The following is a 13,227-nucleotide window of genomic DNA, read 5'->3' as shown; positions in this document are numbered from 1 at the left end:
ATGCCCGGCTTGCCAAGTCTTGGTCCCGAATTGGCCCTCCGCTGGGGTGCTCATTCCAACGTACGCGCGAATCCGGCCATTGCCATACAAGCCGATCAGCACATGGTGTTTCGCGCCGGTCAGGGCGCGTGCTTGGCGGCCACCACGGCGTCGAAGACGATCGACTTGCGCAGGCCCAGCTCGACCGCGACCGCCGCGATCGCCTCCTTGCGGCGCTCCCCGGCCTCCTCGCGGACGGCGACCAGCCGGGCCAGCTCGGCAGGGCCGACCTCCTCGGGGGCGGCCGGCGGGGCGCCGGCCACCACCACGGTGATCTCGCCCCGGACGCCCTCGGCCGCCCACGCGGCCAGCTCGCCGAGCGGGCCGCGCCGGACCTCCTCGTAGGTCTTGGTCAGCTCCCGGCAGACCGCGGCGGGCCGGTCGGCGCCGAACGCCTCGGCCATCGCCGCCAGCGTCTCGGCGATCCGGTGCGGGGCCTCGAAGAACACCATGGTGCGCGGCTCGGCGGCGACCTGGGCGAGCTGCCGGGACCGGTCGCCGGCCTTGCGCGGCAGGAAGCCCTCGAAGGTGAACCGGTCGACCGGCAGCGCGGACAGCGCCAGCGCCGTCAGCACCGCGGACGGCCCGGGCACCGCCGTCACCTTGATCCCGGCGGCCACCGCCGCGTCCACCAGCCGGTAGCCGGGGTCGGACACCGAGGGCATGCCGGCGTCGGTGACCAGCAGCACCCGGGAGCCGTCCAGCAGCGCGGCGACCAGCTCGGGAGTGCGGCCGACCTCGTTGCCCTCGAAGTAGGAGACCACCCGGCCGGCCGGGACCACGCCGAGCGCCTGGGTCAGCCGGCGCAGCCGCCGGGTGTCCTCGGCCGCGATCACGTCGGCCCCGGCGAGTTCGGCGCGCAGTCGGGGCGGCGCGTCCTCGACGTCGCCGATGGGGGTACCTGCCAGTACGAGAACACCAGTCACGGCACCATCCTCCCCTACCCGGAGCGGTGCTGGGCAGGACGGCCGCGCCCCGGCCCGGACCGGGGCCGGTGGGTGCCCCTTGTGACTTCCGCCGTTGCCCCTACGATGTGGCCGTGAACGGCGACATGGAGAGTGGTATGGACCACCCCGAGCGGGGCGGCGTGACCGTGCTGGATTCGGCCGACCCGGCCGCCGTTCCGGCGCCGCGCGCGGAGAGCGGACCGGCCTCCCGATGGGCCCGTGCCCTGGTCGGCGCGGGCTACCGCGCACCGCGCCGCCCGCCGCTGGACGAGCAGTTGGTGCCGCCGATGCCGGACGGCCCGGGCGTGACCCCCGCCGTGGTCGAGCCGTCCCCGCTGCTGGCCCGGCTCGGCCTGCGGGTCCCCGCGCCGCTCTGGTCCTGGCTGTGCCGCTGGTCCGGCTGGCTCGGCCCGCTGCTGGTCGCGGTCTTCGCCGGCGTGCTGCGCTTCGTGAACCTCGGCAACCCGCACGCGCTGATCTTCGACGAGACGTACTACGCCAAGGACGCGTACACGGTCTGGCACGGCGGCTACGAGACGAACTGGCCCGACGACGCCAACGGCCTGATCACCGCGCCCAACCCGTTCGTCTCGCCGCGCCCGGACGCGGCCTACGTGGTGCACCCGCCGGTCGGCAAGTGGATCATCGGCCTGGGCGAGTGGCTGTTCCACATGACGCCGTTCGGCTGGCGATCCATGGTCGCCGTGCTCGGCACCCTGTCGGTGCTGATGATCGCCCGGATCGCCCGCCGGATGTTCCGCTCGACCCTGCTGGGCTGCGTGGCCGGGCTGCTGCTCTCCGTGGACGGCCTGCACTTCGTGCTCAGCCGCACCGCGATCCTCGACCTGATCGTGATGTTCTGGTTCCTCGCCGCGTTCGGCCTGCTGCTGATCGACCGGGACCGCAGCCGGGCGCTGATCGCCGAGCGGGCCGCGCGGGGCCTGGACGGCGGCTGGTGGGTCCTCGGGTGGCGCCCCTATCGGATCGCCGCCGGCGTCTGCCTGGGTCTGATGATGGGCACCAAGTGGAGCGGCGGCCCGGCGATCCTCGCCTTCGTGCTGCTCACCGCCCTCTGGGAGTCCTCGGCCCGCCGCCTGGTCGGCGGCCGCCTGCGGACCCCGCTCGACGAGCTGGCCGCGCCCGGGTCGTCCGCGCCATGGCTGCAGCGCCGGATCGCCCTGCTGCTGGTCATGCTGCGCGGCGGCTGGGACCTCTTCTGGTCCGGCCTGACCATCGGCGCCTCCGCGCTGGTCACCTACCTGGTGTCCTGGAGCGGCTGGATCGCCTCCTCCACCGAGCCCGGCCAGGGCGGCTACTACCGCAACTGGGCGACCGGGCGCAGCACCGACTACCCCTGGATCCCGGAGTGGGTGCGCAGCCTGTGGCACTACCACCACGAGGTCTGGGAGTTCCACACCCACCTGCACAGCCCGCACACCTACCAGTCCAACCCGTGGAGCTGGCTGGTCCTCGGCCGCCCGGTCTCGTTCTTCTACGAGTCCCCGAAGAACGGCCAGGCCGGCTGCACCACCACCGAGTGCGCCCGCGAGGTGCTGGCGATCGGCACCCCGTTCCTGTGGTGGGCCGGCATCGCCGCGGTGCTCTACTGCCTGTACCGCTGGCTGCTGCGCCGCGACTGGCGGGCCGGCGCGGTGCTGTGCGGCCTGGCGGCCGGCTACCTGCCCTGGTTCCTGTACCAGGAGCGCACCATCTTCCTGTTCTACGCGGTCTGCTTCGTCCCGTTCCTGGTGCTGGCCGTGACGATGATGGTCGGCGCGCTGCTCGGCCCCGCCGACGCCTCCCCCGACCGCCGGCTGGCCGGCGCCACCGGGGCGGGCCTGCTGGTCGCCGCGATCATGTGGAACTTCCTGTACTTCTTCCCGCTGTTCACCGGCGAGACGATCCCGATGCCGGACTGGCGGGCCCGGATGTGGCTCAGCACCTGGATCTGACCGGGCCCGGCCCGGTCGGCGGCCACACCCGTCGACATGTACCGGAACTGTCACAAACGGGGGGCGTGTCGTGAGTGCACGGATGGTGCCCGTTTATGGTGTCGTGGCCGCTGACTGTCGACGGCCACGACTCACCCTGGGGGACTCCACGTGAACAAGGGCGCGAAGATCGGTGTCGCCGCGACCGCCGCGGTGCTGCTCGTCGGCGGCGGCTACGGCGCGTACGCCCTGGTCTCCGGCGGCTCCGGCAAGGCCGAGGCGCCCAAGCCCCGCACCGTGGTCGCCGAGCCTCCCAGCCCCGAACTGGCCGCGTCCGGCGCCAAGGCCTTCCTGGACGCCTGGGGCAAGGGCGACCTGGCCGGCGCCGCGAAGCTCACCGACGACCCGGACCGGGCGCAGGCCGCGCTGCAGGCCTTCCAGACCTCGGTCAAGCCCAGCGCCGTCCACCTGACGGCCGGCGGCCCCACCACGGCGCCCTCCCCCAGCGCGGGCAAGTCCGCCTCGGCGGCGCCCTCGGGTGCGGCGAGCGCCTCCGCGAGCGCCAGTGCGCCGACCGGGCCGACCGGGGTGCTGGAGAGCTTCAAGGCCTCGCTGGAGTTCGCCGACACCGGCGTCCCGTGGAACTACGACGGCGTGCTCGGCGTGGTCAAGATGAGCGACAACACCGCCGCCGTGCACTGGGCGCCGAGCGTGCTGCACCCCAAGCTGAAGACCGGCCAGACCCTCGCGGTGAAGCCCGTCTACGCCGCGCCGTCCACCGTCACCGACCGCAACAACAAGCCGCTCACGGGGTACCCATCGCTGACCGGCCTGCTCAACCAGCTCAAGTCGGCGACGCCGCAGGGCGGGAAGCCCGAGGACGCCGGCAGCGGCGTGGTGATCACCAACGACGGCGGCACCGGGACGCCCGAGAAGCTCTTCACCATCAAGGAGCCGAAGCCCGTCCCCAACCTCAAGCTCACCCTGGACGCGGACCTGCAGGCCGCCGCCGAGTCGGCGATCTCCGCCCAGGGCAAGCCCTCCTCGCTGGTCGCCGTCGAGCCCAGCACCGGCAACATCCTGGCCTACGCCTTCTCCCCCGCGACCGGCCAGAACCGGGCCTTCTCCGGCGGCACCGCGCCCGGCTCCACCATGAAGATCCTCACCTCGGCAGCCCTGCTGGAGGCCGGCATCACGCCGACCACCCCGATGCCCTGCCCCGAGACCACCATGGTCACCGGACGCTCCGTCACCAACGACGAGCCGGGCGCGCACCCCGACTACACGCTCACCGACGCGTTCGTGAACTCCTGCAACACCTCCTTCATCGAGAAGGGCAAGGACGTCCTCAAGCCGAACTCGCTGCCCTCGATCGCCAAGGACGTGTTCGGCCTCGGGCTGGTCTGGAAGACCGGCCTGTCCAACTTCGACACCGACATCCCGGTCGAGAGCAACATGGCGGGCGCGGCCAGCGAGTTCATCGGCCAGGGCAAGGTGCGCACCAACCCGCTCGCCATGGCCTCGGTCGCGGCGACCGTGCAGTCCGGGGTCTTCCGGCAGCCCGTCCTGGTCCCCGGGATGGACCAGGTGAAGGCCGCCCGCACCCTCTCCCCGCAGGTTGCCCAGGATCTGCGCACCCTGATGACCAAGACCGTCCAGAGCGGTACTGCCGCCGTGGTGAAGCCCGCGCTGCCGGCCGGGTCCGGCGCGAAGACCGGCACCGCGGAGGTCGACAACTCGGCCGACACCAACTCCTGGTTCACCGCCTACTCCGGCAACCTCGCCGTCGCCGCGGAGGTCCAGGGCGGCGGCCACGGCGCGGCGGCGGCGGGGCCGGCGGTGTCCAAGCTCCTGCACATCGGCAACAAGTAGGGAACTCTTCGGCAGGCGGGACGGGAGAAATTCAGGGGCCCGGGGAACGGCGGGGCCGAGAGGCGTGGGGCCGGAACCCAGCGGGGCGCTACGGGGCGTCGGCCAAAGACCTTCGGCCCGAAACGGGGTCAGAGCTTCGCGGCCCGTCGGCCACCCGCCCCTCGGCGCCGCCGTTCCCCGGGCCCCTGATTGCCCCGGTGTGCGCCTAGGCGCTGAACTTGCGGAGCAGGTTCTCCGTGACGCGGCGGGTGAAGTCGCCGGCGCGGCCGTCGATGTTGTGGATGGCGCCGTTGCCCGCGGGGCCGGTGGCTTCGAGGGACTCGACCCAGCGCATGGTGCCGGTGGCGAAGACCTGGGCCCCGCTGTGGGCGGTGTAGAGGGCGGTGTCGGCGTAGGAGTGGCGGCCTTCGCAGACCACCGGGGAGTGGGCGAGCAGTTCGATGCCGGCGGGGGTGGGGAAGGACGGGTCGACCCGGTCGTACTCGACGCCGACGAGGTGGGGGAAGCTGTCGCCGTTCTTGGCGCCGGTGCCGGCGAGGAGCCAGTGGCCGGGGTTGGTGACGACGTAGGGGGCGTCGACGGGGTAGCCGTCGTAGAGGACGCCGAGCAGGGAGGATTCGGGGTCGGCGGCGGGCGGGGAGCGGAAGTCGGTGGTGGCGGGGTGGCCGGCCCGGTAGCCGGGGTCGTCCTTCCAGGCGCCCTTCCAACAGACCACGGTGCGGTCGGGGCCGGTCGGTGAGGGTTCGTAACGGACGCGCCGGTAGCAGCAGTTGGCGCCGAGGAAGGCGAGGTGGGTGCCGGCGTCGCGGGCGGCGGTGACGTGGGCGCGCTGTTCGGGGGACCAGTACTCGTCGTGGCCGGGCGAGAGCAGCGCCTTGGCGCCGTGCAGCAGGGCGGGGTCGGCGGCGAGGTCGATGCCGGTGGTGTAGGAGAGCGGGATGCCGAGCTTCTCGGCGAGGGCGAGCAGCGGGGCCTCGTAGACCAGGAAGAGTCCGGCGCCGTCGTCGTACTGGTAGGGGCGGTCGAAGGTGACGGCGAGCGAGCGGGTGGGGAGGCCGCCGGTGGGGCCGTTGTAGAGGTTGTAGCCGCCCCATTCGTTGTAGGCCTGCCAGGTGGCGACGGCGTTGACGAGCACGGTGGTGCCGGCGGTGGCGCGGGAGCGGATCGTCAGCGGGACGTAGCGCTGGCCGGCGCCGCCGTCGGTGTCGAGGCGGAGCAGGTAGCAGCCCTCGGGCCAGCCGGTGGTGTCGAGGGTGGTGCTGCGGGGCCAGGCGGTGCTGACGGTGCGGGTGGCCTTGTCGACGGTGAGCGGGGCCTGGGCGGTGCCGGGGAGCGGGCCGGACTTCCAGACCTTGCGGGCCCGGGCGCCGCCGTACCAGCCCATCCGGTAGGCGGTGACGGTGAAGCCGGGGGCGGTGGTGGAGACGTGCAGGCCGACGGGTTCGCCGGGCAGGGCGCTGACCCGGTCGGCCCAGCCCTCGATCGCCCGGGCCGGTCCGGCGTTGACGATCCGCCAGTCGGCGTCACCGGGGCGGGAGTTCTCGGTGACGGCGGCCCCGGAAGAGGACGGGGAGGGCGCGGGGCCGGGGGTGCCGGTGGCGCCGGGGTGGGCGGGGTGGCCGCCCGGCCCGCAGGCGGTGAGGCCGGCGGCCGCGCCCGCGGCCAGTCCGAGGAAGCGGCGTCGTCCGGTGGCGCCCAATGTCACTCCCGTGTTCGAGCGGTGTGCCTCGGCCACCCTAGCGACGGTCAGCCGCGTTCCAGCTTCGAGTGCCCGGCGCTGTAGCCGAAGTAGAGGACGGCGGCGAGGGCCAGGGCGACGGCGAAGGCGAGGAAGGTGTCGCGGTGCAGCTTGGTGATCAGGTAGACGCAGAACGCGGTGCTGAGCAGCGGGGTGACGGGGTAGAGCGGGACCTTGAAGCCGCGCGGCAGGTCGGGGCGGGTCCGGCGGAGCACGACGATGCCGATCGACACGGCGGTGAACGCCAACAGGGTGCCCATCGAGGTGAGGTCGGCGAGCAGCCGGAGCGGGAAGACCGCGGAGAGCAGGGCGACGGCGGTGCCGACCACGACGGTGTTCCGGACGGGGGTGCCGGTGCGCGGCGAGACCTCGGTGAAGAGGGACGGGAGGAGGCCGTCGCGGCCCATCGCGTACAGGATGCGGGTCTGGCCGTAGATCACCACCAGGGTGATGGAGAAGATCGAGACGATCGCGCCGGCGGCGAAGACCAGCGCGGGCCAGCTCTGGCCGGTGACGTCCTGCAGGATCCGGGCGAGCCCGGCCTCCTGGCCGTCGAACCGCTGCCAGGGCTGGGCGCCGACCGCGGTGACGGCGACGGCGACGTAGAGCAGGGTGACCACGGTGAGCGAGATCAGGATGGCCAGCGGGAGGGTGCGGCGCGGGTCGCGGACCTCCTCGCCGGCGGTGGAGACGGCGTCCAGGCCGATGAAGGAGAAGAAGATGGTGGAGGCGGCGGTCTGGACGCCCTCCCAGCCGTTGGGGGCGAAGGGCGTGAAGTTGCCGGCGCTGAAGCCGGTCAGGCCGACGGCGACGAACAGCACCAGGATGGTCAGCTTGATCGCCACCATCACGGCGTTGACCTTGACGGACTCGCCGATGCCGCGGATCAGCAGGACGGTGACCAGCAGCACCAGGACCACGGCGGGCAGGTTGACCGTGCCGCCGTCGCCGGGCGGGGCGGTGAGCGCGGCGGGCAGCCGGACGCCGAAGGCCAGGTCGGTGAACCGGTCGAGGTACTGGCCCCAGGTGACGGCGATCGCGGAGGCGGAGACGCCGTACTCCATCAGCAGGCAGACGCCGACGCCGAAGGCGACGCCCTCGCCCATGGTGGCGTAGGCGTACGAGTAGGAGGAGCCGGAGACCGGGATGGCGGAGGCGAGTTCGGCGTAGCAGAGGGCGGTGAGGCCGGCGGTGACGGCGGCGATCACGAAGGAGAGGACGACGGCGGGCCCGGCCTCCGGGACGGAGGTGGTGAGGACGAAGAAGATGCCGGTGCCGACGGTGGCGCCGATGCCGATCGCGGCGAGCTGCCAGAGTCCGATCGAGCGGCGCAGGTGGTCGGCGCCGGTGCCGCCCGCCTCGGCGATCAGGGTGTCGACGGGCTTGCGCCGGAGCAGGCGGGTGGTGCTCATCGGTGTCCTGTTCTCCTGGGGTGCGGGTCTCGGCGGACGGGGCTCGGCGGACGGGGCTCGGCGGGCGGGTCTCAGCGGCCGAGCACGGCCTGCATGACGGACTTGGCGATGGGGGCGGCGAGTCCGCCGCCGGTGATCTCGTCGGCCTGGCTGTCGGCGACGACCACGGCGACGGCGACCGGCGGGGTGGCGGTGGAGCCGGCCGGGCGGGCCCAGGCGATGAACCAGGCGTAGGGGGTGCCGGAGTTGTCGACGCCGTGCTGCGCGGTGCCGGTCTTGCCGCCGACCTCGGCGCCGGGGATGCGGGCGTTGCGGCCGGTGCCGTTCTCGACCACGTCGACCATCAGCCGGCGCAGCTGGTTGGCGACGCCGCCGCCGAAGGCCTGCCGGTAGAGGGTGGGGCGCAGCAGCTTCACCTGGCTGCCGTCGGCCTCGGTGAGCCGGTCGACCAGCTGCGGGTACATCACCTGGCCGTCGGCGGCGGCCCCGGCGGCGACCATGGCCATCACCAGCGGGGTGGCGGCGGTGTTGTACTGGCCGATCGAGGAGAGGGCCAGCTGCGACTTGTTCATCGCGGTGTCGAAGTTGGAGCGGGCGGCCCGGACGGGGATGTCGAGCCTGGCGTCGTCGAAGCCGAAGTTCTTCGCCATCGCCACCATCGGGTCGAGTCCGGTCTGCACGCCGAGGTACCCCAGGACGCTGTTGCAGGAGAGCGTCATCGCCTCGTCGAGCGAGAGCCCGGCCCGGTCGCAGGCGGTGGTGTCGTTGTTCAGCGGGGTGGTGGTGCCCGGCATCACGTACGGGAAGGGGGCGTTGGTGGGGGCGTCGACGTCGGCGACCACGCCGTTCGCCAGCGCGGCGGCGGCGGTGACCACCTTGAAGGTGGAGCCGGGCGGGTAGATCTGCCGCAGTGCCCGGTTCAGCATCGGCTGGTCGGGGTCGTCCTGGAGCTTCTTCCAGGCGGCCTGGTCGGCGGCCGAGGTGCCGGCGAAGGTGCCGGGGTCGTAGCTGGGGGTGGAGGCGAGGGCGAGGATCCGGCCGGTGGCGGGTTCGATCGCGGCGACGGCGCCCTTCTGGCCGCCGAGCCCTTGCAGGGCGGCGCGCTGGGCGGCCGGGTCGATGGTGGTCACCACGTCGCCGCCGGGCCGCTGCTTGCAGGTGACGGCGTCCCAGACCGCCCAGCCGGCCAGCGCGGGGTCGGTGCCGGAGAGCAGGTCGTCGTACACGCCCTCCAGCTGGGTGTTGCCGTAGGTCTGCGAGGAGTAGCCGGTGACGGCGGCGTACAGCGCGCCGTCGGTGTAGGTGCGCTTGTACGCGAGCCGGCCGCCGGTGGGGGCGGAGCCGGTGACGGGCTGTCCGGCGACCAGCAGGTTGCCCCGGGGCTGGGCGTAGCGCTGGATCAGCGGGCGCTGGTTGGCGCTGTTGTGGTCGAGCTCGTGCTTCTGGAAGACCTGCACCCGGGTGGCCTGCACGGCGAGGGCGACCATCAGCAGCACGCAGAAGGTGCCGGCCCGGCGGCCGGTGGTGGAGATGCCGGGCAGTCCCTGCGGGCCGCCGTTGGTGCCCTCGGGGCGGGTCGGCCTCACGGGCGCTCCTCGGGGGCGGGCCGCCGGGCCAGGTCGCTCATCCGCACCAGCAGCGCCACGATCACCCAGTTGGTGACCACGGACGAGCCGCCCTGGGCGATGAACGGCAGCGTCATGCCGGTCAGCGGGATCAGGTCGAGGACGCCGCCGGCCACCACGAACACCTGGAGGGCGATCAGCGCGGCCAGGCCGACGGCCAGCAGCCGCCCGAACGGGTCGCGCAGCGCCAGGCCGGTGCGGAAGCCGCGGGAGACCAGCAGCGCGTACAGCAGGAACACCGCGAGCAGGCCGGTCAGGCCGAGTTCCTCGCCGATGGTGGCCAGGATGAAGTCGGACTTGGTGGCGAAGCCGATCAGCGCGGAGTGGCCGAGGCCGAGGCCGGTGCCGAGTTCGCCGCCCCAGGCGAAGGCGAACAGCGACTGGGCGATCTGGTTGGCGCCCCGGCCGGCCTCGATCGAGGCCATCGGGTGCAGCCACTCGGTGACCCGGCTGTGCACGTGCGGGGAGAGCCGGCCGACGCCGACCGCGGCGACGGCGGACAGCAGCAGGCCGATCACGATCCAGCCGGTCCGCGCGGTGGCCACGTACAGCATCACCACGAACAGGCCGAAGAACAGCAGCGAGGTGCCGAGGTCGGTCTCCAGCACCAGCACCCCGACGAAGGCCGCCCAGATCAGCAGCACCGGCCCGAGCACCCGGCCCAGCGGCAGCCGGAACCACAGCACCTGACGGCCGGTCAGGGCGAGCGCGTCCCGGTGCGCGGCCAGGTAGGCGGCGAAGAAGACCGCCAGCAGGATCTTGGCGAACTCGCCGGGCTGGAAGGACAGCGGGCCCAGTTGGATCCAGATCCGCGAGCCGTACACCGGCGGGAAGAACACCGGCAGCACCAGCAGGACCAGCGCCACGAAGGCGCCGACGTAGGCGTAGCGCTGGAGGCGGCGGTGGTCGCGCAGCAGCACCACCACGCCGATGAACAGGCCCACCCCGAGGGTGGACCAGAGCAGTTGGGTGGGGGCGGCCGCGCCGCCCGGGTTGCGGTCCAGCCGGTAGATGACGACCAGTCCGATGCCGTTGAGCAGCACCCCGATCGGCAGCAGCAGCGGGTCCGCCCACTTGGCCCGCCAGCGCACCACCCCGTGCGCGAGCAGTGCCAGCACGCCGAGCGCCCCGCCGTACTGGGCAACGTCCGCCGGGGCCCGGCCGTCCAGGTCGACACCGACCTCGACGTACCCGAACACGGCCAGGCCCACCGCGGCCAGCACCAGCGCCAGTTCGGTCCACCGGCCGGTCCGGGCCCGCGGCGCGCCGGACGCCCGGGCCGGCCGGGTCACCGAGTCGGTCGCCACCGGCGGTCAGAACGTGCCGGTCAGAGCGTCGACGCGGGGTTCGCCGCCTCGGCGATCTCGCGCAGGTGCTCCTCCTCCTCGTGGCTCAGCGAGGTCTGGATCAGCTCGCCGCCGAACTGGGCGATCGCCGGGACCACCTTGTCCTCGGTCGCGGAGCGGACCAGCGCGAACACCGCGGCACTGCCCGGGGCCATCTTCTGCCCGACCTGCCGCATGAAGTTGTCGTCCACCCCGGTGTCGGTGGACGCGCCGACCGCCGCGCCGGTCGCGCCGCCGATCGCCGCGCCGAGGAACGGCATGAAGAACAGCAGGCCGATCACGCCGCCCCAGAGCGCGCCGGAGGCCGCACCGAGACCGGTGTTGGACACCGCCTGGTGCAGCTTGATCTTCCCGTCCTCGCGGCGCTCCACGACGACGACGTCCTCCAGGTCGATCAGCTTCTGCTTCTGCAGGCCGATCAGTTCGTCGCGGACCTTCTGCGCGGTGGAGACGTCCGGGTAGGCGATCGCAAAGAGGTTGCTCACGGCGGGGCTTCCTTCCGACGGGGATGCGGGCACGTCCCCCAGCACCCTAGCCAGGATTCACCGCTTTCCTCCCGATCCCGACCGGTGTGTCCGTTTCCTCGTGCCCGCTACTCGCCCCGGTGCTCGGCCGCCAGCGCGGCCGCCCACCAGCCCGCCGCCGCGAGCAGCGCCGCCACCGGCAGCGTCCACCACGGCACCCCCGCCGCGTGCCGCCGCGACCCCAGCACCAGGGCCCGCACCACCGCGTTCGCGGGCGACCCCGGCACCAGCAGCACCGCCACCACCCCGCCCAGCCCCAGCGGCACCGCGTACTGCGCGCCCACCACCACCGGCCGGTTGCACAGCGCGCCGACGGCCGCCCCCGAGAGCGCGCACACCACCGTCGCCACCACCCCCGCGAGCAGCGCCGCCGGCGAACCCCCGCTGCCCACCAGCAGCACCGCGAGCAGCCCCAGCCCGCCCAGGGCCAGGCCCGCCGACGCTGCCGCGAACAGCGCCGAGAGCTGCACCCGCCGCCAGCCGGCCGCCACCACCAGGCACGCCCGCGACTGCGGCGGCTCCGCCGTCACCGCCCCCCGGGTCAGCCACACCGTCACCGGGACCAGCAGCCCCGCGGAGAACGCCGCCGCCGAGAGCACGTCGTCCCCGCCCGACAGCCCCAACCCCAGCACCACCACGTACGCCAGCCCGGGGGCCAGCCACCTCTGCGAGCGCACCAGCAGCTCCAGGTGATAGCGGGTCAGCACGCGCAGTGTCACGGAGGAATTCCCTTTCGGCAGGCGGAGTCGTATTCAGGGGCCCGCCGGGAGCGAAGCTCCAGGGGCCCGGGGAACGGCGGGGCCGAGGGGCTGGGCGCCGGAACCGAGCGGGGCGCTACGGGGCGTCGGCCAAGGACCTTCGGCCCGAAACGGGGTGGCGCATCGCAGCCTGTTGGACCTCAGCCACTCGGCTCCGCCGTTCCTCGGGCCCCCGGAGCTTCGCTCCCAGCAGGCCCGGAAGGCACAACCCTGGAGCGCACGGCGTGGATGTGCACCGGGGGTGTCGCCGCGAGGAGGCGGCGCAGGACGGTGTCGGAGTGGGTGGCGGGGACGTCCAACTCGGCGGTGCCGTCGGGGTGCAGGGTGTGCGGGGGGAGCCAGGGCGGGAGGGTGGGGGCGGAGACGACGAGGGTGGTGCGGGGGCCGTCCTGGTCGGGGGTGGGGAGGTGGGCGGTGTGCAGGGTGCCGTCCTCGACGGTGCGGACGGCGGTGAGCAGGCCGGCCAGCCGGGTCGGGTCGTGGTCGACGTGGACGACCAGGCCGCCGGCGGCGGCGCGTTCGGCGACCGCCAGGTCGAGTTCGGTGCGGGCGGGCCGGTCGAGTCCGGTCCAGGCTTCGTCGAGCAGGAGGAGTTCGGCCTCGGCGAGCAGGGCCTGGGCGACGGCGACCTTCTGGCAGGTGCCCTTGGAGAGGCGTCCGACGGGGGTGTCCGCGTAGGAGGTGATGCCGAAGCGTTCGAGCCAGTGGTCGGCGCGGCGCAGCGCCTCCGCGGCGGAGAGGCCGCGCAGGCGTCCGTGCCGGCGCAGGTAGGCGCGGGCGTCGAACGGCAGGGCGGGCGGGAAGCGTTCGGGGACGTAGGCGCGGCGGGCGGGGGCGGTGAGGGTGCCGGCGCTGGGGCGTTCGAGGCCGCCGAGGAGTTTGAGCAGGGTGGACTTGCCGCTGCCGTTGGCGCCCTCGATCCGGACGATCTCCCCCGGTTCCAGGGAGAGTTCGACCTCGCGCAGGACCCACGGGCCGCCGCGCCCGTACCGCTTGCCGACCCCCGTCAGACGCACCGTCATGGGCTCTCCCCCG

The 13,227-nt window shown here is 73.5% G+C and carries 10 protein-coding genes; 2 read left to right on the top strand and 8 right to left on the bottom strand.

Features of this window, described 5'->3' with window-relative positions; all coding sequences use genetic code 11:
• Positions 1–119: 119 nt before the first annotated feature.
• Positions 120–965, bottom strand: coding sequence for a 16S rRNA (cytidine(1402)-2'-O)-methyltransferase (rsmI, locus tag ACIOHG_RS03700; RefSeq protein WP_400944907.1), 846 nt, complete (start codon positions 963–965; stop codon positions 120–122).
• Positions 966–1,102: 137 nt separating this feature from the next.
• On the opposite strand from rsmI, the gene ACIOHG_RS03695 reads away from it, so the two are divergent.
• Together ACIOHG_RS03695 and ACIOHG_RS03690 are read left to right on the top strand one after the other, a co-directional pair.
• Positions 1,103–2,938, top strand: a complete 1,836-nt coding sequence (locus ACIOHG_RS03695) for a dolichyl-phosphate-mannose--protein mannosyltransferase (protein ID WP_400945741.1) — start codon at positions 1,103–1,105, stop codon at positions 2,936–2,938.
• 150 nt (positions 2,939–3,088) lie between these two features.
• Entirely contained in the window at positions 3,089–4,789 is a 1,701-nt protein-coding gene (locus ACIOHG_RS03690) for a penicillin-binding transpeptidase domain-containing protein (RefSeq protein WP_400944905.1), read from the top strand.
• A gap of 205 nt (positions 4,790–4,994) precedes the next feature.
• Here the strand turns inward: ACIOHG_RS03690 and ACIOHG_RS03685 are convergent, their stop codons facing one another.
• The 7 genes from ACIOHG_RS03685 to ACIOHG_RS03655 all read right to left on the bottom strand — a co-directional run bounded on the left by ACIOHG_RS03685 (position 4,995) and on the right by ACIOHG_RS03655 (position 13,214).
• Entirely contained in the window at positions 4,995–6,524 is a 1,530-nt protein-coding gene (locus tag ACIOHG_RS03685) for a N,N-dimethylformamidase beta subunit family domain-containing protein (protein ID WP_400944903.1), read from the bottom strand.
• Between the two features lie 11 nt (positions 6,525–6,535).
• On the bottom strand, positions 6,536–7,939 hold the full coding sequence (locus ACIOHG_RS03680; RefSeq protein ID WP_400944901.1) for an APC family permease: 1,404 nt from the start codon (positions 7,937–7,939) through the stop codon (positions 6,536–6,538).
• 71 nt (positions 7,940–8,010) lie between these two features.
• Positions 8,011–9,426 (bottom strand): penicillin-binding transpeptidase domain-containing protein, encoded by a 1,416-nt coding sequence (locus tag ACIOHG_RS03675; protein ID WP_400945739.1) that lies wholly within the window; start codon positions 9,424–9,426, stop codon positions 8,011–8,013.
• A gap of 95 nt (positions 9,427–9,521) precedes the next feature.
• Positions 9,522–10,856 carry an FtsW/RodA/SpoVE family cell cycle protein gene (locus ACIOHG_RS03670; protein WP_400945737.1) on the bottom strand — a complete coding sequence of 445 codons (1,335 nt, stop codon included), beginning with the start codon at positions 10,854–10,856 and terminating at the stop codon, positions 9,522–9,524.
• A 35-nt stretch (positions 10,857–10,891) separates the two neighbouring features.
• Positions 10,892–11,395: a DUF1269 domain-containing protein gene (locus ACIOHG_RS03665; RefSeq protein WP_400944899.1), complete on the bottom strand. Its 504-nt coding sequence runs from the start codon at positions 11,393–11,395 to the stop codon at positions 10,892–10,894.
• Positions 11,396–11,502: 107 nt separating this feature from the next.
• Positions 11,503–12,153, bottom strand: coding sequence for an ABC transporter (locus tag ACIOHG_RS03660; RefSeq protein ID WP_400944897.1), 651 nt, complete (start codon positions 12,151–12,153; stop codon positions 11,503–11,505).
• Positions 12,154–12,332: 179 nt separating this feature from the next.
• Positions 12,333–13,214, bottom strand: coding sequence for an ATP-binding cassette domain-containing protein (locus ACIOHG_RS03655; RefSeq protein ID WP_400944895.1), 882 nt, complete (start codon positions 13,212–13,214; stop codon positions 12,333–12,335).
• Between the last annotated feature and the right edge of the window lie 13 nt (positions 13,215–13,227).

The sequence above is a fragment of the Kitasatospora sp. NPDC088134 genome, from assembly GCF_044741705.1.
GTDB lineage: Bacteria > Actinomycetota > Actinomycetes > Streptomycetales > Streptomycetaceae > Kitasatospora.
The sequence above is the reverse complement of the archived record's forward strand: the minus strand, read 5'-3'. Positions and strand labels throughout refer to the sequence as shown.